Annotated in this window: 19 protein-coding genes; 9 read left to right on the plus strand and 10 right to left on the minus strand. The window is 63.8% G+C overall.

Annotated features, from left to right (window positions below; genetic code table 11):
• Positions 1–50 precede the first annotated feature (50 nt).
• The gene (locus ACN22W_RS30240) at positions 51–515 is read left to right on the plus strand and encodes a signal peptide protein (RefSeq protein ID WP_419688262.1); all 465 of its coding nucleotides are present in this window, start codon (positions 51–53) and stop codon (positions 513–515) included.
• A gap of 138 nt (positions 516–653) precedes the next feature.
• Here ACN22W_RS30240 and ACN22W_RS30245 read toward each other — a convergent pair whose 3' ends face one another.
• Positions 654–1577, minus strand: coding sequence for a LysR substrate-binding domain-containing protein (locus ACN22W_RS30245; RefSeq protein ID WP_419688263.1), 924 nt, complete (start codon positions 1575–1577; stop codon positions 654–656).
• Positions 1578–1694: 117 nt separating this feature from the next.
• On the opposite strand from ACN22W_RS30245, the gene ACN22W_RS30250 reads away from it, so the two are divergent.
• The gene (locus ACN22W_RS30250; protein WP_419688264.1) at positions 1695–2780 is read left to right on the plus strand and encodes a tartrate dehydrogenase; all 1086 of its coding nucleotides are present in this window, start codon (positions 1695–1697) and stop codon (positions 2778–2780) included.
• A gap of 488 nt (positions 2781–3268) precedes the next feature.
• Here the strand turns inward: ACN22W_RS30250 and ACN22W_RS30255 are convergent, their stop codons facing one another.
• Together ACN22W_RS30255 and ACN22W_RS30260 are read right to left on the minus strand one after the other, a co-directional pair.
• A complete protein-coding gene (locus ACN22W_RS30255) occupies positions 3269–3748 on the minus strand; it encodes a DUF1348 family protein (protein ID WP_047902089.1) in 480 nt (159 codons plus the stop codon).
• A gap of 64 nt (positions 3749–3812) precedes the next feature.
• Positions 3813–4418, minus strand: a complete 606-nt coding sequence (locus ACN22W_RS30260) for a TetR/AcrR family transcriptional regulator (RefSeq protein ID WP_419688265.1) — start codon at positions 4416–4418, stop codon at positions 3813–3815.
• Between the two features lie 182 nt (positions 4419–4600).
• Here ACN22W_RS30260 and ACN22W_RS30265 point away from each other — a divergent pair, with 182 nt between their 5' ends.
• Both ACN22W_RS30265 and ACN22W_RS30270 read left to right on the plus strand, forming a co-directional pair.
• Positions 4601–5239, plus strand: coding sequence for a GNAT family N-acetyltransferase (locus ACN22W_RS30265; protein ID WP_419688266.1), 639 nt, complete (start codon positions 4601–4603; stop codon positions 5237–5239).
• A complete protein-coding gene (locus ACN22W_RS30270) occupies positions 5236–5652 on the plus strand; it encodes a hypothetical protein (RefSeq protein WP_412023510.1) in 417 nt (138 codons plus the stop codon). The genes ACN22W_RS30265 and ACN22W_RS30270 overlap by 4 nt, the downstream gene beginning before the upstream one ends.
• A gap of 408 nt (positions 5653–6060) precedes the next feature.
• On the opposite strand, the gene tdh is transcribed toward ACN22W_RS30270, so the two are convergent.
• Positions 6061–7089, minus strand: a complete 1029-nt coding sequence (gene tdh, locus ACN22W_RS30275; RefSeq protein WP_021163717.1) for an L-threonine 3-dehydrogenase — start codon at positions 7087–7089, stop codon at positions 6061–6063.
• A 13-nt stretch (positions 7090–7102) separates the two neighbouring features.
• Positions 7103–8302, minus strand: a complete 1200-nt coding sequence (locus ACN22W_RS30280) for a glycine C-acetyltransferase (protein WP_129516114.1) — start codon at positions 8300–8302, stop codon at positions 7103–7105.
• A 161-nt stretch (positions 8303–8463) separates the two neighbouring features.
• Between ACN22W_RS30280 and ACN22W_RS30285 the strand changes: the two genes are divergently transcribed.
• The 3 genes from ACN22W_RS30285 to ACN22W_RS30295 all read left to right on the plus strand — a co-directional run bounded on the left by ACN22W_RS30285 (position 8464) and on the right by ACN22W_RS30295 (position 10698).
• Entirely contained in the window at positions 8464–9075 is a 612-nt protein-coding gene (locus ACN22W_RS30285; RefSeq protein ID WP_193102032.1) for a helix-turn-helix domain-containing protein, read from the plus strand.
• Between the two features lie 130 nt (positions 9076–9205).
• Positions 9206–9583: a DUF2471 family protein gene (locus ACN22W_RS30290; protein WP_129516113.1), complete on the plus strand. Its 378-nt coding sequence runs from the start codon at positions 9206–9208 to the stop codon at positions 9581–9583.
• Between the two features lie 101 nt (positions 9584–9684).
• Positions 9685–10698 (plus strand): tyrosine-type recombinase/integrase, encoded by a 1014-nt coding sequence (locus ACN22W_RS30295; protein ID WP_419688267.1) that lies wholly within the window; start codon positions 9685–9687, stop codon positions 10696–10698.
• 135 nt (positions 10699–10833) lie between these two features.
• On the opposite strand, the gene ACN22W_RS30300 is transcribed toward ACN22W_RS30295, so the two are convergent.
• The gene (locus tag ACN22W_RS30300; RefSeq protein WP_419688268.1) at positions 10834–12015 is read right to left on the minus strand and encodes a DNA-binding protein; all 1182 of its coding nucleotides are present in this window, start codon (positions 12013–12015) and stop codon (positions 10834–10836) included.
• Between the two features lie 1822 nt (positions 12016–13837).
• Between ACN22W_RS30300 and ACN22W_RS30305 the strand changes: the two genes are divergently transcribed.
• Positions 13838–15205 carry a replication initiation protein gene (locus ACN22W_RS30305; protein ID WP_048250666.1) on the plus strand — a complete coding sequence of 456 codons (1368 nt, stop codon included), beginning with the start codon at positions 13838–13840 and terminating at the stop codon, positions 15203–15205.
• A 90-nt stretch (positions 15206–15295) separates the two neighbouring features.
• Here the strand turns inward: ACN22W_RS30305 and ACN22W_RS30310 are convergent, their stop codons facing one another.
• Positions 15296–16357: a ParB/RepB/Spo0J family partition protein gene (locus ACN22W_RS30310; protein WP_129516111.1), complete on the minus strand. Its 1062-nt coding sequence runs from the start codon at positions 16355–16357 to the stop codon at positions 15296–15298.
• A gap of 23 nt (positions 16358–16380) precedes the next feature.
• Positions 16381–17043, minus strand: a complete 663-nt coding sequence (parA, locus tag ACN22W_RS30315) for a ParA family partition ATPase (protein WP_027790199.1) — start codon at positions 17041–17043, stop codon at positions 16381–16383.
• A 971-nt stretch (positions 17044–18014) separates the two neighbouring features.
• Between parA and arsC the strand changes: the two genes are divergently transcribed.
• Positions 18015–18371 carry an arsenate reductase (glutaredoxin) gene (arsC, locus tag ACN22W_RS30320; protein ID WP_419689857.1) on the plus strand — a complete coding sequence of 119 codons (357 nt, stop codon included), beginning with the start codon at positions 18015–18017 and terminating at the stop codon, positions 18369–18371.
• 118 nt (positions 18372–18489) lie between these two features.
• Here arsC and ACN22W_RS30325 read toward each other — a convergent pair whose 3' ends face one another.
• Together ACN22W_RS30325 and ACN22W_RS30330 are read right to left on the minus strand one after the other, a co-directional pair.
• A complete protein-coding gene (locus ACN22W_RS30325) occupies positions 18490–18705 on the minus strand; it encodes a zf-HC2 domain-containing protein (protein WP_419688269.1) in 216 nt (71 codons plus the stop codon).
• Positions 18683–19282, minus strand: a complete 600-nt coding sequence (locus tag ACN22W_RS30330) for an RNA polymerase factor sigma-70 (RefSeq protein ID WP_048250671.1) — start codon at positions 19280–19282, stop codon at positions 18683–18685. The genes ACN22W_RS30325 and ACN22W_RS30330 overlap by 23 nt, the downstream gene beginning before the upstream one ends.
• Positions 19283–19292 lie beyond the last annotated feature (10 nt).

The following is a 19292-nucleotide window of genomic DNA, read 5'->3' on the forward strand; positions in this document are numbered from 1 at the left end:
GACGGATCGGCGCGATGCATGCGCCGGTCCGTCCTCTTCTCCAATCAGACATGCCGATTTTCATTGCACTGTTCGCGCTCATCGCTGCTGGATGGGGCGCGGTTCACCTGTTTCACGTCATCGCCGCGCAGTTCGGCCAGCCGGTCGCGATCGCGGCCGCCGTGCTCGCCGCCGCGATCCTGATCGCGCTGGTCGCCTGGTGGATCAAGCGCCGCCGCGACATCGCACCGAACACGAGGGAAGAAGGCTGGACCCACGTCGTGCACCGCGCGTGGGGCGAGTTGCGCGTATCCGCGACGCAGGGGCTGCTGTGGATGTCGCATGACGGCGCGGACGGCCGCTATACGCTGTCGCAGCTCGACGGCTGCCAGGCCGCACCGATTGGCGGCCGCTGGCATCTCGTCGTGCGCGTGCGCGACGCCGTGCGCAGCGAATGGAAACTGCCGATGACGGACAAGCGCGATGCGCAGCGCTGGGCGCGCGTGCTGATGCTCGCGAAGGACAACCGGCTGTGACGCGCGAATCGTGCGGCGCCGTTATCACGCAGGTTCAACGGTGATTAGCACGGCGTCGCGCCGCTCACGTTTCGACGTAAAACGCGCCGCCGCGCACGCACGGTTCAACTTCCCGTAAAAGCTCACCTTTGGCCGTTCTCAGGCCGTATCGTCACTCGCTGCGGCATTCAGACCGGCCAGCGTCTCCGCCAGAAAATCCACGCATACGCGTACTTTCGCCGACGCCGCGACACGTTCCGGATAAACGGCCCAGATGTTCGCGGGCTGGGTTGCGTCGGGCAGCACGCGACACAACGCGCCGCGTTCAATCAGCGGCCCCGCTTCCCAGATCGAACGCAACACGATCCCGCGTCCGGCCAGCGCCCATTGCACGGCGACCTCGCCGTGGTTCGTCGACAGCGCGCCGCCGACCTTCACCGTCGCCGTTTCTCCTCGCACGTTCAGCCGCCACACGCCGAACGGGTGATCGCGCTCCTTGATGGCAAGGCAATCGTGCGAAGCGAGATCCGCGAGCGAGCGCGGCGTGCCGCGCCTTGCGAGATAGTCGGGCGCTGCGCACAGCACGCGGTAGTTCGCGGCGAGGCGGCGCGCGATCAGATGATCGGAGATGTCGTCGCCGATGCGCACGTCGAGGTCGTAACCTTCGCCCGCGACGTCGACGAGCCGGTCGAACAGATCGAGGCGCACGTTCAGTTGCGGATAGCGCACCGTGAAGTCGAGCAGCGCCGGCGCGACGACGTGCCGGCCGAAGCCGAAGCTGCTCGACATGCGCAGCGTGCCGCGCGGCACCGTGCGCGTCGTCGACACGTCCTCGACGAGATGATCGACGTCGTCGAGAATCTTTTCAGCGCGCGCGAACACGCGTTCGCCGGCTTCCGTGACCGTCACGCGGCGCGTCGAGCGATGCAGCAGGCGCGTGCCGAGCTGCGCCTCGAGCAACGCGATGCGCTTGCTGACATAGGCGGGCGACACCGCGAGCTGCTCGGCAGCCGCGCTGAAGCTCGTCAGGCGGACGACCAGGCTGAACACGCGCAGGTCGTCGAGGTTCGGCGATTTGTTCACGATTCGTGGAAAGTCGATTAACCTTTCGTGCGATTTTAATCCAGATGGAAATAAATAGAATGACGTGACGCGCCGCTGCCTCCCCCGGCAGCCGGCCGACCCGCCAAGGAGCTTTGCATGACCGACAGGACCTACAGAATTGCCGTGATCCCCGGCGACGGCATCGGCCGTGAAGTGATGCCAGAGGGCCTGCGCGCACTCACCGCCGTGACCGCGCGTTTCGGCATTCGTTTCGATTTCGTGCAGATCGACTGGGCCAGCTGCGACTACTACGCGCAGCACGGCAAGATGATGCCGGACGACTGGAAGGCGCAGTTGTCGGGCATGGACGCGATCCTGTTCGGCGCGGTCGGCTGGCCCGCGACGGTGCCCGATCACATTTCGCTGTGGGGCTCGCTGCTGAAATTCCGCCGCGAGTTCGACCAGTACATCAACCTGCGGCCCGCGCGCCTGTTCGACGGCGTGCCGTCGCCGCTTGCCGGCCGCCGTGCGGGCGACATCGACTTCATGATCGTGCGCGAGAACACCGAGGGCGAATACTCGTCGGTCGGCGGCACGATGTTCGAAGGCACCGAGCGCGAAGTCGTGATGCAGCAGTCGATCTTCACGCGTCACGGTACCGAGCGCGTGCTGAAATTCGCGTTCGAACTCGCGCAGCGGCGCGCGAAGCGCCTCACCGTCGCGACGAAGAGCAACGGCATCGCGATCAGCATGCCGTGGTGGGACGCGCGCGCGGCCGAGATGGCCGAACGCTATCCGGAGATCACCGTCGACAAGCAGCACATCGACATCCTGTGCGCGCGCTTCGTGCTGCAGCCGGACCGCTTCGACGTCGTCGTCGCATCGAACCTGTTCGGCGACATCCTGTCGGATCTCGGGCCGGCCTGTACCGGTACGATCGGCATCGCGCCGTCGGCGAACCTCAACCCCGACCGCACGTTTCCGTCGCTGTTCGAACCCGTGCATGGCTCCGCGCCCGACATCGCGGGGCAATACATTGCGAATCCGGTCGCGATGATCTGGTCGGCGGCGATGATGCTCGACTTCCTCGGCAATGGCGCGGGCCCCGAACGCGAAGCGCACGATGCGATCGTCGCCGCGATCGAGGACGTGCTGCGCACCGGGCCGCATACGCGCGATCTCGGCGGCCATGCAGGGACGCAGGAAGTGGGCGAGGCGATCGCCGCGCGGATTGCGGGCTGACGATCAGGCCCGGCGCGAGCGATCGCGCCGGAAAACCACTTCACGAATCAGGCGGCGGTGAGCAACACGCGATGTGTTTGCGCACCCGTGCAGGTTCCGATACGCGCGGTGAAGTCGAGCGGTGAGCAACGACACACCGCAACGCGCACTGCTTGCGCTGTCTCTCGTCGCAATCGATTCGATCGGTGAGTGGCACAGCACGTGCACGCACACCGATCGTCAACACAGCGTCGAATCCGCTCGATGGGTGAGATGCACCGCGCGGTGAAGCACACCGTTGCACGTCGACACGTGCATCACGCGATATCGATGTGCACGACAGGTCCCGCATGCACGGTGCAATGCCACGTCGATCTGTTCGAAACACACAGTCCGACGCGACATTTCACCTCGTCCCGAAAAACCTCACCTTTGGCACACAGCTCCCGAATTTCCTCACCATCGAACCCGGGTGATGCGTCCGGCGATCCGTTGACCGGACGCGAACCTCACAGCCCGAGATCGGACAGCCCCGGATGATCGTCCGGACGGCGGCCGAGCGGCCAGTGATAAAGACGATCTTCCTCGCGAATCGGCAGGTCGTTGATGCACGCGTAACGATGCGCCATCAGGCCGTTTTCGTCGAACTCCCAGTTTTCGTTGCCGTACGATCGAAACCAGTTGCCGGCGTCGTCATGCCATTCATACGCAAAGCGCACCGCGATGCGATTGCCGCCGAACGCCCACAGCTCCTTGATCAGCCGGTAGTCGAGTTCGCGCGTCCATTTCCGCTGCAGCAGCCCGACGATCTCGTCGCGGCCGGTCACGAATTCCGCGCGATTGCGCCATTGGCTTTGCGGCGTATAAGCGAGCGACACGCGCTGCGGGTCGCGCGTATTCCACCCATCCTCGGCGGCGCGCACCTTCTGGCGCGCCGATTCGAGCGTAAAAGGCGGAACGGGCGGACGGACTTCGGGGGAAGCTGACATGAGTTGCTCCTGTTCAGGGTTCTGGCCGCGGACGACCGCGGCCGGTTGGGATTCGCTGCATCGGCTACCGTGACACGGTGTCGAGCAGCAGTTCGGCCGTCGCGCGCGCATCGCGCGCCGCGTTTGCATCGCCGCTGACGAGCGCCACGCCGATCGCGCCGTCGATCAGCACGAGCCACTGACGCGCGATGCGCGCGAGCCCGCGGCGCTCGATGCCCGTTTCGTCCGCATACGCATCGAACCGCTCGCGTACGAACGCCAGCAGGCGTGCCTTGTGTGCCCGCGCGACGACGCGCACGGGATCGTCGGCGTCGGGCATCTCGCCGGACGCGTTCAGGAACGCGCAGCCGTGAAAGTCGGGCTGCCCGAACCAGTCGCGCAGCACCTCGAACATGCCGAGCAGCTGCGCGCGCGGCGTCTTGCCGCGCGCACGGGTTGCGTCGACGAACCAGCGCATCCAGCGCTCGTCGCGGCGTTCGAGTGCGGCCACCACCAGTGCCTCTTTCGATTCGAAATGCGAATAAAAGCTTTTCCGTGCGGCACCGGAGCGCTTCACGATCGCATCGACGCCGGTCGCGTGGATGCCGCCCGAATAAATCAGCGCTTCGGCCGCATCGAGCAGCCGGTCGCGAACGCCTGGTTCGCCGGAGGGGTCGTGATGTGTGTTCATGGGTTTACGGTAGAACGATCGTTCTACATCGTCAACACCCATGTGAAAAAGCCCTGCCGTCGAGAGGGCTGATCCGCGCCGTGAGCGCGCGACGAGGCCCGCCGCGTTTACGACATTTTTTCTTGAAGCGGATACGTGACGCTCACTACACTTCGGTCACCCTGTCTGGGCGAAAGGACATCATGCAGCGACCGGAATCCGCGCGCCCCGCGCGCGCCTATGCGGCTTATGCGAAGCGGCTCGACGGCCGCGTCGTCGTGCGGCGCTTCGACCCGCGCAGCGATTCGTACGACGCGCTGACCGCGCTGCTGCATCGCGCGTTCGCACCGCTCGGCGCATTGGGCTTCAATTGCCCGTGCGTCGATCAGCCGGCATCGGCGACGCGCGAACGCGTGCTTACCAGCGAGTGCTTCGTCGCGCTCGGCAACGCGCATCTGGTTGCGACGATGACGATGCATTCGCACGATCCCGATTCCCGCTGCGATCCGTATCGCAGCCGGCACGTCGCGACGCTCGGCCAACTGGCCGTCGATCCTGTCTGGCAGGATCGCGGCATCGGCCGTTCGCTGCTCGCGTTCGCACAGCGGCGGGCCGCCGCGCGCGGCGCGACGCACCTCGCGCTCGACGCGCCGTACGCGGCGGTCCGGCTCATCGATTTCTATCGTCGCGAAGGCTTTCAACCGGTCGACGTGATGCGCTTCCCGGGACACAACTACGACAGCACGATCCTGTGCAAATCCGTCGGCGTCACGTACGACCGCATGCCTGCCTGCGACACGACGCAGATCGATGTCGCGCGGCAAGCCGGTGCGGCCTCATGAAACACGAGATGCCGAAGCACGACGGCGGCGACGATCGCGCGCACCTCGACGTGAAGCAAGCACGCGTGCGTGCGGCGCTGCGGCTGCGCGGCGTGATGAAGCTGACGCTCATCACGATCGCGGTTGCGCAGGTGCTGACGCTCGCGTTCGAGAGCCTGCTGGTTGCGGCCGGCTTCGCGCCGGAAGCGGCGACCTTGCTGCTGTTCCGCTTCGTGACCTGCGCGCTCGTCAGCTTCTGGCTGCAGGCGGATGCGCTACGCGCCTATCAGTTCGCGGCGCAACACGGGTTCGTCACGGCTCCCGGCACGCACGGCGATCTGATCGACGTGGCGCCGCAGTGCCCGAAACGCTGGCTCGTCGTGTTGAGCCTTCAGCTCGACCCGCGCGGGTCGAATGGTGAACGGATCAAGTAGCGGTCCGCGCACCGCACGATGCCGATCGCATCGCGCATGAGTGAGTTGCAACGAGGCTCGCGGGCTCACGGTTGGCGTCGCGGTTCGGCACGGCTCGGCTCGGCATCGCATACGGTGCGCAGCGAACGTTCGCCACGCAAGCGAAGCAGGGGAGTGCGCGGAAGAGGAAGAGCAGGCGCCGGATGGCGTAATGGGGGAAGCGATGCGGAAGCGGCAGGCCGGCGCCGACAGGTGAAGCGAACGTGCGATTGCAGGTCACCGATGCACGATCGCGTCGCGATTCGGCACGCAAACACAGCTCCCGAAAAATCTCACCTCAAGCCCGGATGCGTGCGTTCCGGCTTCGAAAACGCAGCGGCAAACGAAAGCGGGGCAGGCGGCGAACGAGCCGCGCTGCCCCTTCGGCACTCAGGCCGTCCAGTCGAGAATCACCTTGCCGCTTTCGCCGGACAGCATTGCGGCGAAGCCTTTCTCGTAATCGTCGGCCGCAAAGCGATGCGTGATGATCGGCGACAGGTCGAGGCCGCTCTGCAGCATCGCGACCATCTTGTACCAGGTCTCGAACATCTCCCGGCCGTAGATACCCTTGATCTCGAGCCCCTTGAAGATCACCTGGTTCCAGTCGATCGCCGTCTGCGCGGGCGGAATGCCAAGCAGCGCAACCTTGCCGCCGTGGTTCATCGCCTCGAGCATGCTCGTGAACGCGCTCGGCACGCCCGACATCTCGAGACCGACGTCGAAGCCTTCGGTCATGTGCAGGTCGGTCATCACGTCGCGCAGCGACTCGCGTGCGACGTTGACTGCGCGCGTCGCGCCCATCTTGCGCGCGAGCTCCAGCCGGTAGTCGTTGATGTCGGTGATGACGACGTTGCGCGCACCGACGTGCTTCGCGATCGCGACGGCCATGATGCCGATCGGGCCCGCGCCGGTGATCAGCACGTCTTCGCCGACGAGGTTGAACGACAGCGCCGTGTGCGTCGCGTTGCCGAACGGATCGAAGATCGACGCGAGATCATCGGAGATCTCGGGCGGAATCTTGAACGCGTTGAACGCCGGGATCGCCAGATACTCGGCGAACGCGCCTTCGCGGTTCACGCCGACGCCGACCGTGTTGCGGCACAGATGCCGGCGCCCCGCGCGACAGTTGCGGCAGAAACCGCACGTGATGTGGCCTTCGCCGGACACGCGATCGCCGATCGCGAAGCCGCGCACTTCCTGCCCCATCTCGACGATCTCGCCGACATATTCGTGACCGACGTGCATCGGCACGGGAATCGTCTTCTGCGCCCAGTCGTCCCACTTCCAGATATGGATGTCGGTGCCGCAGATCGCCGTACGGCGGATCTTGATCAGCACGTCGTTGTGGCCGACTTCGGGACGCTTCACGCGGGTGAGCGTAAGGCCGGGGCCGCGCTCGAGCTTTGCCAGTGCTTTCATGGTCGCGCCTCCGTCAAATGATGCCGAGCGACTTGCCGACGCGCACGAACGCGGCGACCGTCTGGTCGATCTGTTCGGGCGTATGCGCGGCGCTCATCTGCGTACGGATGCGCGCGCGGCCGCGCGGCACGACGGGGAACGAGAAGCCGATCACGTAGACGCCTTCGCCGAGCAGCTGGTCGGCCATGTTCGTCGCGAGCTGCGCGTCGCCGAGCATCACCGGGATGATCGGATGCGCGCCGGGCACGAGCGTGAAGCCGGCTTCGGTCATCTGCTCGCGGAAACGCGCGCCGTTCTCGCGCACGCGCTCGCGCAGCTTCGCGCCTTCGTCGCTGCCGAGCAGTTCCAGCACCTTCAGCGATGCCGCGGCGATGCTCGGCGTGAGCGTGTTCGAGAACAGATACGGACGCGAGCGCTGGCGCAGCAGTTCGACGACCTCGCGGCGCGCGGCGACATAACCGCCCGATGCGCCGCCGAGCGCCTTGCCGAGCGTGCCCGTGATGATGTCGACGCGGCCTTCGACGCCGCAGTGCTCGGGCGTGCCGCGACCGTTCGCGCCGATGAAGCCGACCGCGTGCGAATCGTCGACCATCACGAGCGCGCCGTAGCGATCGGCGAGATCGCAGATGCCTTTCAGGTCGGCGATGATGCCGTCCATCGAGAACACGCCGTCGGTCGCGATCAGCTTGTGGCGCGCGCCCGCCGCATCGGCTTCCTTGAGCTTCGCCTCGAGATCGGACAGGTCGTTGTTCTTGTAGCGAAAGCGCTTCGCCTTGCACAGGCGGATGCCGTCGATGATGCTCGCGTGGTTCAGTTCATCGCTGATCACCGCATCGTTCTCGTCGAGCAGCGTCTCGAACAGCCCGCCGTTCGCATCGAAGCAGCTCGAATAGAGGATGCTGTCCTCGGTGCCGAGAAACGCGGCCAGCGCGCTTTCCAGTTGCTTGTGCACGGATTGCGTGCCGCAAATGAAGCGCACCGATGCCATGCCGAAGCCGTCCTGGTCGAGGCCGGCCTTCGCCGCACCGATCAGGCGCGGATCGTTCGCCAGCCCCAGATAGTTGTTCGCGCAGAAATTGAGCACGCCGGCGCCGCCGGCGAGCCGCACGGCCGCCGCCTGGGGACTCGCGATCTCGCGCTCGGTCTTGTAAAAACCGTCCGCGCGGATCTGGTCGAGCGTCCCGCGCACCTGGGCGAGAAAAGCATCACGCATCGCAAAGCTCCTGACAGGGATTCGCATTCCGCGGCGCGCCGCTCGTGGCGGCGGCGCAACGGCCTGCTACTGTTATAGTCGGTCGTTCGGTTGACCGCATTTATCCGATATTCCGAACTAGAATTCGAGATACCGAACAACTCTAAGCGAACGGAATCCAAATGGCAAGTTCCTCCGGATCGCGGCGCACGCCTGCCAGCGCCGCACCGCAGCCGCCGGCCGTCACGCCGCCGCGTGTCGGCGAGCAGATCCAGCGGCTGCGCAACGAGCGCAAGCTGACCCTCGACGACCTGTCGCGCGCGGCCGGCGTATCGAAATCGATGCTCTCCGAAATCGAACGCGACAAGGCCAATCCGACCATCGCCGTGGCCTGGCGGCTGACGAACGCGCTCGGCATCACGCTCGACGAGCTGTTCTCGCAGCCGAAGGCGCCCGAGACGATCCGCGTGGACGGCCCGCACGACATTCCGACGCTCGCCGGCCACGACGGCCGGTACCAGTTGCGCGTGTGGGGCCCGATCGACCTCGCCGGCAAGTTCGAGTGGTACGAACTGACGCTGCCGGGCGGCGGCGCGCTGGTATCGAACGCACACGAACCCGGCACGCGCGAGCACCTCACCGTGCTGCAAGGCGCGATGGAGATCGAGGCCGCCGCGGCAAGCCGGCGCCTGAAGGTCGGCGACACCGCGCGCTACCCGGCCGACGAGCCGCACGCGATCCGCAACCCCGGCAAGGCCGAGGCGCGGGCACTGTTGATCGTGATACACCGCTGACGGCGCGTATAGCTGGCCAAAGGGCCAGTTGCGGAAAAGACTGTATATTTGTACAGTATACGGACATTCCGCCATGCATGGGCCGGAGCTGGCGCACCGAGGCGCCCGCCCCGGTCGACAGGAGCCTGCAATGACAGAAGAACAAGATTTGGCCGCGCTCAGCTTCAAGGCTGCCGCGCACGACCTCGAGCTGATCGTCCGCCATATTGCCGGGCGCTACATCCGCCAGCGCGTGCCGCTGACGTGGCGCCTGCTGCACGCCATCGAAGCCGAGGCGCTCGCCGATCTCGGCTTTGCCAGCCGCCACGAGGCCGGCATGCGTCAATTGTTCGAACGGCCGTCGGACATGACGTTTCCCGAAACGGACGATCCGATCGACTTCGGGCGCTCGAATGCGCTGCCCGCTGTCTTTTCGTTCGCGGTGCTCGCGTACGAAGCGGCGGCAACGTCGCACGACACCGCATCTCGCGCACGCGCTCACCGTCCGTCCAAGGCGTGGGGCGACTGACTGCCAACCCGGGCCGCCGCGCATGGCGGCTTGTCCAGCCTCTTGCTGCCCGAGACGTTGCGGAAAGGGCTACCATATACGCAACTAACGGAATAAATCACATGTCCCTTCCCGCCTCTCCCGACACCCCGGCACGCCCGGAAGAAAAGGATCTGTTCGATCGCGGCGCGTCCGACTGGATCGTGTCGCCCGAAGCCGCATTCGACGCGTGGCTGGCCATGCAGGACTATCGCCGCTCGTCGGCCGACGTCTATCGCACCCAATGGGGCGCATTTCTCACGTGGATGCGCACGCATCAAAAGAATCTGGCCACGGTCGATACGGCAACGATCGCGAACTTCGTCGGCGAGTTGCCGATCCGGAAAACCCAGAAAATGCGCTATCTGCGGCTGATCGAACGGGTGCTCGATCACATCCGCCGCACCGAGTACGCATCGACCAACCCAGCCCGCTTCATCGCTCAGGATGGCGAAGCGAGCTGGCGCAAGGCGCGCGACAACGAGCCGACCGGTTTCCTGACGCCGGCCGAACGCGCGAAGTTACTCGCGTATCTGTTTTCGCCAATCGGCGTATCCGGTTCCGCATATTGGAAGGAGCGCCGCGATCGCGCGCTCGTGGCGGCATTTCTTGGCGCCGGCATTAAAACCGGCGAAGCGCGCGCACTTACGATTAGTTGCATCAATACGAGCAACACGTCGCTGCAGATCCAGGCGACGCATCCGGATTTCGCGCGCGAAACCCATCTGGCCTCGTTCGCGATCGCACTGCTCGAGGCATGGCTCACCGAACGCAAGCGCCAGGAAATTCCGGGGGAACTCGTGTTCCCGGCATCGCATGCCGGGCGGCCGATGCACAAGGCGACGATGCTGCGCGCCATCGACGCGATCGTCGAATCGGCCGGGCTCACGTCGTCACGCACCGCTCGCGCGAGCCCGCAGACGCTGCGCAATACCTACGCGGCCGAACTGTTCGAAAACGACGTGCCGCCCGAACGGGTCGGCAAATGGCTGGGCTTCATGCGGCCGATCTCGTCGAACCGCCTGCATCGCGCGTGGAAAAACTGGCGCGACGGGCTGGTTGACGGTGACGCGTCCGACAGCGACGAAACTCACTGATCCGGAAACGGCTGCTCACGCGAAGCGATCCGTGAGCAGCCTTGCGTGACGCAGCCTCACCGTTCCACCTCTCCCGAAAAACCTCACCTCAAGCGCGCCGGACCGTCTTGCCTGTGCGGTGTCGCCGTCCGCGGATCAGGTGTGTGCAAAGCGAGTGATGGCTTCGAATCGGGACGGCCACGCGCCCGAAGCGTGTTCGCACTCAGGGCACGCCACTTCAAAACCCTCTTCACCATGCGACAGTTCCGGCTCGCCATCGCAATGCGGGCACTGAGTCGGTACCGTGATCTCGGAATCCAGTGAGGTCCCGATCGCGGAAAACGCGTCCGCATCCAGTTGCCCCGCATCGGCCAGGCGCCGGATCAGCACGGCGATTTCCGGATTCATTTCACGGCTCGCGCGCAACGAACTCACGTCGCGCGTCGCCCGTTCCAGTTCATCGCCCTGGGTGCGCAACTGTTCTTCGAGCCGATCGGCGCGAGCCTTGGCCGAGCTCAATTGCTGCAGGAAATCGAATTCCTTGCGCTGAACGTCGCGCAAACCGCTCTGGTAGGTCGACGCCATGCTGCGCAGCGAGTCCAGTTCGACCAGCATCGGCTTCACGCGGCGTTCGGCTTCGGCCACCGCGTCCTTGATTTGCTGTGCGTAGTGCTCGGTACGTTGCTGCAATTCGGCTTGCAGCGCATCGATACGGTCGCGCAGCGTGGCGTTCTGCGCCTGCTCGGCGTCGATACGGCCGGCGGCCGCGGTCAGCTCCTTCTCCAGTCGGGCGACTGTGGTGAGCAACGTCGCTTCGTTTGCCGAACCGTGCGTCGTCTGCGACGCGAGTTGAACCTCGAGTTCGGTCACGCGTGCCTGCAATTGCTCGTTGCGGGTTTCGCCGCGGGCGAGCGCGCCTTCGAGCGTCTCCTGGCGCACGATCGCGTCACGCAAGCGTTGTTCCGCGTCGGCAACGCCGGCGCGAACCAGCTCGCGATCGCCGTCGAGACTGTCGCGGGCCGCTTTCAACGCTTCTTCATATAGTGCGCCGAGCAACGCGCCGGCTTTTTCCTCGACGGCCTTCGGGATTGCCGCACCGTCGAGCCTGATCTTGGACGCGGAACGGATGCGCTCCCAGAAATGATCGATGTCTTTCGGGATGTCGCTGGCGCTGCCGGTTTGGGTGAGATCGCGGACGTTGGCGGCCGACGGCCGGATACCGAGATCGAAGAACAGACGCTTGCATGCGTGCAGCGACAATTCCTGGCGCCGCGCACCGCTTGCACGCAGCGATTCCAGTTCGTCCCGAATGACTTGGCGCATTTCGTCCAGGGTCATGGCAGAGCTCACAGACATTGAAGTGTGGCAATCATAACGAAATACGTATTCTTTGATACCTGTTTCGGGTCGACGTTGTGAATTTACGTCGCTGTGCACAGAAATCGGAGCTGTGAGCCAATCCGGACGAACGTGGTCCGGAATTCCGTGAAACAAAGCGAAGAAAGTTAGCCAAGTCCTTGTAGTACAAGCATTTTCCAGCAGACCCCGAAATCCGGCATTTGTTTCACATGACAGCGGAACCGATTGCCTGTGGGTGTTCAGGGTTTGGGGTATCTGTGGAAAACTCGTCGGCCCATGTCTTGAGAGTATTAGAAGTAAACACCCTTGAACCCTTAGTTAAAAACGTTAACGCCACGGCACAGCCTTACGTAGCAAGGGTTTCCGGCCGGCAAGGTGAAGTTTTACGGGAGCCAAGGTGATCTTCTGCGGGAGCTGAAGTGATTGGGTTCGGGGAGCTGCGTGAGCCGTTGCAGGAAAGGTCGTGAGCGGATTCGGGATCACAGTGAAACACGAGATTTCCCAAAGGTGAGGTTTTTCGGGGCCGCACAGCCACAGAACCCGCGCTGTGCCGGGCTGCACAGTTTTCTGCCTGTGCAGACATAGGTGAGAATTTGCGGGACCCTCTTTGTGCCCCGATTCTGCCCATCTTTTGGGCAGTTTTTACGAAAGGTGAGGTTTCACGGGACTCCACGGGAATTTGGTGTGAGGATTTCCGGGAACCGAACGCCATTTTGCACAGCAAAAGTGCTCTCAGGGGCCTGTGATGCACTAAAGGTGAGACTTTTCGGGAGGAAAATCCGGGTTTTCCTGCCCCCATCCCGCTGAGGTGAGCTTTTTCGGGGCATGTATCACAGGCTGAGATCCCGGTCACAGGTGAGCATTTTCGGGAACGGTATTTGCTCGAAAAATGGTCAAAGGTGAGGCTTTTCGGGAGCTGTGAACGGCTGGATTCGCCGAAAAGCCCGCCAGGACTGGAAGAATCCTCGTTTTTGCTGTGCCACTTTTTGGCACAGGTGAGATTTTTCGGGGGGCGACACACGGTTGTCGTATGAAGGATTTCCGTCGAAAGGTGAGGCTTTTCGGGGGACCTCTGCGATGCACAGCCAAATGCCTGCTGTGCATAAGTATCGGAAGGCATTGGGGTTTTTGATACCGCGACGGTTACGGTGAGGTTTTTCGGGAGCCGTTCTCGTGGCCGTTGCTGTGCGGCATTTTTTCAATAAGGTGAGGTTTTTCGGGAGGCGCTGGTAGCGAATCCCACGCGTGTCGGGCGTTTGTCGCCATCCGACCAAAACAACAAGCTGTGCTCAAGGTGAGTATTTTCGGGACCCGATACGATTGGTGCGCTGTACAATGCGCGCCCGGGCTGGCAAAGCATGCGTGGGAGACCGGCACAGGCCGGTTTCGAAAGCGTCTTTCCGGATGCCGGAGCGGATGACGATCTCCCGGCAAGCCGTGCCTGTACATGCATACAGCCCGATGCGGGGCGATCGGGGACGCACAGTGAGGTGCAATCGCAACCCTGTGCCGAACTCACTGCCGGGCAGTCGCAAAATTACGACAAATAGAAAGGTGAGCCGATACGGGAGCGTGTTCCGCACGTGTCGCGCACAGGTGAAATTCTGTGAATCGGTGCATCCCGCAGCACGTCTGGACGAGTCCGGAACGCTGCAATTCCGGACCGGTGAGCGTTTTCGGGAGCGCTTGGGGTGAGTGCCGTTTTGCATGTGCGCTTCACCGGCTATGGTGAGCATGTCGTTCTGGACGCACATCACCACAGGCGCTATCCTTCCGGAAAACTTCCTCTCCGACCCGACGCATGGCCACGACGAAGCGCGCCAAGAAAACTGATGTGGATGTGGTGAGTGCCAGCTCAGCCGAATTGCGCAAGGCCGTCGAGGCGATCGCAATTCAGCCGAAGAGCGGCAAGATCACGCTCCTGACCCGCAAGCTGTTCAACGTCCTGCTGGCTGTCGCGCAGCAGGCCGACGACTCGGGCGATACGTATCGCGCGCTGCTGTCGGATATCGTCGCCAACTCCGCCTTCGATTCGAACGACACCGCGCTGGTGAAGGAACACTTGCGCCGCATGGTGTCGGTCCAGGTCGAATGGAGCACGGGCACGTCGAGCCAGAAGCCGGGCCGCAAGTGGGGGATCTCGACGCTGATCGCCGACGCGGAAATTCTCGAGGATCCGACGACCCGCCGCGTGTGGGTCGAATTCTCGTTCGCGCCGAAGATCAAGAAGAAGCTGCTCGACCCGGTCCAGTACGCGCGCCTGAGCCTGCAGTTCCAGAGCCAGCTGCGCAGCAGCGCCGGTCTCGCGCTGTACGAAATCTGTGTGCGTTATCTGACGAACCCGAGCCACCTGACGATGCGCGAGCAGTGGGAATGGTGGCGGCCGATCCTGTCGGGCACGCCCGATACCGAAGCCGGCGACGAGGCGAAGCGTGAGTACAAGTACTTCAAGCGCGACTATCTGCGTCCCGCGATCGCGGAAGTCAACGCAGTCACCAATATCTTCGTCGAGCTGATCGAGCACCGTGAAGGGCGCCGGGTCGCGGAGATCCAGTTCCGCGTGACCGAGCGCAAGCAGCCGATGCTCGCGCTCGACGAACACCCGAACGTGTTCGACAGCACGCTGGTCGACCGGATGGTGAAGCTCGGGATCCCGCTGAAGGAAGCGCAGACGCTGTACGCGGACAGCGAGGAAAACCGCATTCGCGCCGCGCTGCAGATGACCGAGCAGCGGATGCGCAGCACGACGCTGCCGCCGGTGCGCAGCGCGCCGGCGTTGTTCAAGGACGCGCTGAAGAAGGGTTATGCGCCGCCGGTCGAGTCCGTCGACGCGCTGCCTGCCGGCACGCCGTCCGCGAAGGTCGCGGCGGCCCAGCCGGACGATCTGAAGGCACGCCTGCTGAGCGAATTCGCGGCGTTCCGCCGCAAGGAAGCGAAGGTGCTGTACGAGGAGCAGGGCGACGCCGAGCGCGATGTGGCGCGCGAGTCGTTCGAATCGGAGGCGCTGCCGACGATGGGCACGCATCTGCGCGACGACTGGCGCAAGCGCGGCCTCGATTCCAAGCTGGCCGAGACGGCCTTTTTCGACTGGCTGGCCCAGAAGACCTGGGGCGAGCCGACGGACGGCGACCTGCTGTCGTTCACGCTGAACCAGTCGCGGGCCGCCTGACGCCCGCTCAGGCCCGCTGACGGGCCGCCGCCGGCCGCCCGTTCGATCGGGCGGGCCCGGCGTCTCACCAAGCCCCGCCGGCCGTTTCCATCACTCCGACAACAGCATCCGCTCGAGCTGCTCGAGGATCGCGTCGCGCTTGTCCTTCGGGAGCCCGCGCAGGCGCAATTCGATGCGATCTTCCCCATACGACTTCAGGTCGCCGACCGACTTGCCGCCGAGCTTGATCTCGAGACGCTGCGCGTAGCGCTGACGCCCCGCGACCTTCGGCGTTTCCTGTGCCGCGACGCGGCCCTTGACGATGTCCGATACCTGGCGCGTGCTGAGATCGTCCGACACGATCTTGTTGATCAGCCGCAGCGTGGCCTCGGTGCCGCGCGCATTGTGATAGCGGCCGACCTGATACGCCATGTTCGAGCCGAAGCGATCGGGACGCGAGACCATTTCCTGCATGATCGCTTCCGGCAACTTGCCGATCGACAGCGCGACCGCCACCGTCGACTCGTCGAGGCCGAGATGCTCGGAGAGCTCCTTCTGGCTCTGGAAATGCTTGTCGTCGAGGAAGCGGCGCCACACGACGGCGTTGTCGAACACCGTCTGCGAATCGCGCTGGACGTTGAGGTCGTAACCGAGCTTGTAGCTCTGGATGCCGATCGGCACGTCGATCACGATCGCCTTGACCGATTCCTTGTTCGCCTCTTTCAGCGCCCGCACGCGGCGGCCGCCGTCGCTGACGAAATACGTGCCCGGGTTGTCGTAATCCGGGATCACGTGGATCGCCTGCTGTTGTCCTTGCTTCGCGAGGTTGACCGCGAGTTCGGCAATCGACGACTTCAGATAGAAGTGCCGCGGGTTGAACGGGCTGTGTTTGATCGCCTTCAGCGCCAGCTCGATGACCTGCCCCGGCGCATAGCGGTTCTCGAGGCGCCACGCGCGATATTGCGGCGATTCGTCGATCGACGGATCGAACGTGAGTTCCGGAGCGGGCGGCGGCGCGATGTCTTTCTTTGCGGACTTGGTCGGAGCCGGAGTGGGCGTCTCGGATTTGACGATGCCGTCAATCGCATTGAGCCGATCGAGTGCCGTGCGCTTCTCGCTCGTCGTGATATCCGGGCGCGCTTGGAATCCTTTTGCAAATTGGGAAGGTTTCATGTGACTCCTTTGTGCGCATAAAGTCAGGGCAGCATGGCGACGATTTCGTCGGCACATGCGCGAATTTCGGTGGCGGCCAGCTTGCCGCCGCGATCGTTCATCTGCAGGACGGTCTGACCGAGCGCCATCGCCTGCTTGTACGCTTCCCGGGTCGGGATCTGCGTTTTCAGCAACGGGAAACCGAGCTCCTCGAGCGCGCGCTTGAGCTCGCGGGTCAGCATGCGCTTCTCTTCGGTCTTGTTCAGCAGGAAGACGGCGCGGAGGTCTTCGTTCATGACCTGCGCCTGCTGGATCAGCTTGACCAGCCCGACGCTCGACCAGTAATCGGCCGGCGACGACGAAGTCGGGATCACGGCAATCGATGCGGCCAGCAGGACGACGCCGGATACCTTCTCGGTGATCGACGGCGGGCAGTCCACGACGATGATGTCGTAGTCGTTGATGAACTTCTTGATCTCGCGATGGATCTGGCCGTCGGCTTCGGCAAGGTTGACGACCGGAAACGGAATGCCGTTTTCGCTGTCACCGGATGCGCTCGACCAGTGAACCAGCGTGTTTTGACGGTCTGCGTCGATGACGAGGACGCGCTTCCCTTTTTCATGGAACGCGGCACCGAGGTGCATGGCAATCGTGCTTTTGCCGACGCCACCTTTTTGTTGAGTGACTGCAATGATTTCCGCGGCCAATTTTCACTCCTATTTTGGTCGTTGGAATTCTACAGGACGATATTTATATTTCAATGAAATTGTCGTTCGGCAACTACGCGTTAGCCATTCGGGCTATCGGTTTATGCGCATAAACGAACCGGCGGTGGTCGGTGGCGCGATCGAATCGCGTTGCTGATGCCTGGAGACGTCGATGCGCCACTCGATCGTTGGGCCATCACGAGGTGCATCGTCGGCACGCGCAGCGGGTTGCTGCGATCTCGGCGTGCTCTGCCCTGTCGGCGGAGGTGGGCTGTTTGGGCACGGGGCCGGTGAGTTTGTGCGCATAAACTCGGCAGAGATCGAGGCGGTCAATCGCGTGGAGGGACGGTCTGGCATTCACGAGCATCGGCTATGAGCTGCACACCCTGGCCATGTACGCAGCTTCGAGGTGCGCCATCGAACCCGGATGTCTCAGCACAACAGGCTGTCGGGACGCTACGTTTATGCGCATAAACCGGGGGCGATGGGTCACGAGGGACGACGGATCACGTGCCGACCTCCTCGAATCTGCTACGAAGCGATGCACTGACGAGGCAGCCTATCTGCGCAGTGATCGCGTCGATGCCGAGGTCTCGGCGCGCTGGCGAACGATGAATCCGCGGCGTACCTCACTCGACCATCACACGCTTTATGCGCATAAACCCACCGACGCATCCACGTGCCGTCTGCTTCCCTCGCTGCCCGACACGACGATCGCAATGCGTTGGCTCACCGATCCCTATCCGTCACCCCGGATAACGAGCCACCTGACTTTATGCGCATAAACACATCGATGCATTAACGCGCACCCCGATGACTCTCCCCTCTCGTGACTCGCCCCAACACCGCAAGCGTTACCACTCCGCTCCCGCGAAGCATCGAACCCGCACCCGATCTCGCCGCAACCGCCTCACCGAAACACCCGATACAGACTGGCTACAATACAGGGCTCTTCCATCCAGGTCTGAATGATGATCACGATCTACCACAACCCCCGATGCTCGAAGTCGCGCGAGACGCTTGCGTTGGTCGAGTCGCTGAATACCACCGGCGCACCGTTGAACGTCGTCGAGTACCTGAAGACGCCGCCGACGGTCGAGGAACTGGAAACGCTGCATCGGCAGCTTGGCCGCCCGGTTCGCGACATGCTCCGTGACGGCGAGGAGCCGTACAAGACGCTGAATCTGGCCCGCGCGGATCTGACCGACGCACAAGCCTACGCAGCGATCGTCGCTCACCCTATCCTGCTGCAGCGGCCCATCGTCGTCTATCGCGGGAAGGCGGCCATCGGTCGGCCGCCCGAGTCGGTGCAAGCGCTGTTCGAATAATTCTTGGCCGGCGTATTTTTCTTATTGCATCGGCCCGGCGCATGCATCGGCAATCGAAGTCGGTGCGATCGCCGGGCAGCACGCCACCCGCCGTCCGGACGATAGCCGCAACGCGCGTCTAGCCCTCTCCGGACGACGAGCCGTCATCGCCTGGCCCCCGCCCCGCCGCCGCTTTCGCGGCCGTCCGCAGCAGCGCAATCTGCCCGCGATAGGCTCTGCATCCGCTGCAGGTCGGCAGGTGCACGCGCACCCGCAGGCGCTCATGCAGGGTCAGATGGCGGTCGAGCGCATCCGACAGCAGGCGCGTCACGTCAGTACATTTCCCCGGCAGCATCTTCGGTCGTCAGTCCTTTTTCGCTCAGGCAGGTTCGCAGGCGCGTGCGTGCTCGATACAGCAGCACGCTGCAATGATTCGTCGTCAGCGTCAATTCGTTGCAGATGTCCGTGATCTCGACATCGAGAAATTCTCGCATCATGAACACGCGCCCGATCTGCTCCGGAAGGTGGTCGAGGCAGACCTGGAACAGCGTCCAGAATTGTTGCTGCTGCAGCAGCGTTTCGGGTCGCGGCCACGGGTGCGGTTTCGTATGCGGGGCCCAATGCCCGTTTTCCTTGAACAGCTCGCGATCGAGCACGGATTCGCCGTCGAGCTCGGCGTCGAGCGCGGACAGGCTCACCGTCCGCTGCCGCGCGCGCAGCACGTCGATCAGCTTGTTGCGCAGGATGCCGAACACCCAGGTCTTGTGGGCCGACAGTCCCGCGAAATCGCCCGCGTGCGACCACGCGGCGGTCAGTGCTTCCTGCACGGCGTCTTCGGCCGCGTCGGTATCGCGGAGCTGGAGTCGCGCGAAGCGCAGCAGGTCGCGCCGCAGTTGCGCGAGATAGTCGGGGTCGTCGTACGCGGACGGCATGTCTGGGTGG

The organism is Burkholderia theae, from assembly GCF_048565265.1.
Taxonomy (GTDB): domain Bacteria; phylum Pseudomonadota; class Gammaproteobacteria; order Burkholderiales; family Burkholderiaceae; genus Burkholderia; species Burkholderia theae.

What these genes read in the sequence shown, in the direction of transcription:
- ACN22W_RS30240 (WP_419688262.1), top strand. Translation starts at nt 51, where the DNA reads ATGCCGATTTTCATTGCACTGTTCGCGCTCATCGCTGCTGGATGGGGC.
- ACN22W_RS30250 (WP_419688264.1), top strand. Translation starts at nt 1,695, where the DNA reads ATGACCGACAGGACCTACAGAATTGCCGTGATCCCCGGCGACGGCATC.
- ACN22W_RS30255 (WP_047902089.1), bottom strand. Translation starts at nt 3,748, where the DNA reads ATGTCAGCTTCCCCCGAAGTCCGTCCGCCCGTTCCGCCTTTTACGCTC.
- ACN22W_RS30260 (WP_419688265.1), bottom strand. Translation starts at nt 4,418, where the DNA reads ATGAACACACATCACGACCCCTCCGGCGAACCAGGCGTTCGCGACCGG.
- ACN22W_RS30265 (WP_419688266.1), top strand. Translation starts at nt 4,601, where the DNA reads ATGCAGCGACCGGAATCCGCGCGCCCCGCGCGCGCCTATGCGGCTTAT.
- ACN22W_RS30270 (WP_412023510.1), top strand. Translation starts at nt 5,236, where the DNA reads ATGAAACACGAGATGCCGAAGCACGACGGCGGCGACGATCGCGCGCAC.
- tdh (WP_021163717.1), bottom strand. Translation starts at nt 7,089, where the DNA reads ATGAAAGCACTGGCAAAGCTCGAGCGCGGCCCCGGCCTTACGCTCACC.
- ACN22W_RS30280 (WP_129516114.1), bottom strand. Translation starts at nt 8,302, where the DNA reads ATGCGTGATGCTTTTCTCGCCCAGGTGCGCGGGACGCTCGACCAGATC.
- ACN22W_RS30285 (WP_193102032.1), top strand. Translation starts at nt 8,464, where the DNA reads ATGGCAAGTTCCTCCGGATCGCGGCGCACGCCTGCCAGCGCCGCACCG.
- ACN22W_RS30290 (WP_129516113.1), top strand. Translation starts at nt 9,206, where the DNA reads ATGACAGAAGAACAAGATTTGGCCGCGCTCAGCTTCAAGGCTGCCGCG.
- ACN22W_RS30295 (WP_419688267.1), top strand. Translation starts at nt 9,685, where the DNA reads ATGTCCCTTCCCGCCTCTCCCGACACCCCGGCACGCCCGGAAGAAAAG.
- ACN22W_RS30300 (WP_419688268.1), bottom strand. Translation starts at nt 12,015, where the DNA reads ATGACCCTGGACGAAATGCGCCAAGTCATTCGGGACGAACTGGAATCG.
- ACN22W_RS30305 (WP_048250666.1), top strand. Translation starts at nt 13,838, where the DNA reads ATGGCCACGACGAAGCGCGCCAAGAAAACTGATGTGGATGTGGTGAGT.
- ACN22W_RS30310 (WP_129516111.1), bottom strand. Translation starts at nt 16,357, where the DNA reads ATGAAACCTTCCCAATTTGCAAAAGGATTCCAAGCGCGCCCGGATATC.
- arsC (WP_419689857.1), top strand. Translation starts at nt 18,015, where the DNA reads ATGATCACGATCTACCACAACCCCCGATGCTCGAAGTCGCGCGAGACG.
- ACN22W_RS30325 (WP_419688269.1), bottom strand. Translation starts at nt 18,705, where the DNA reads ATGCTGCCGGGGAAATGTACTGACGTGACGCGCCTGCTGTCGGATGCG.
- ACN22W_RS30330 (WP_048250671.1), bottom strand. Translation starts at nt 19,282, where the DNA reads ATGCCGTCCGCGTACGACGACCCCGACTATCTCGCGCAACTGCGGCGC.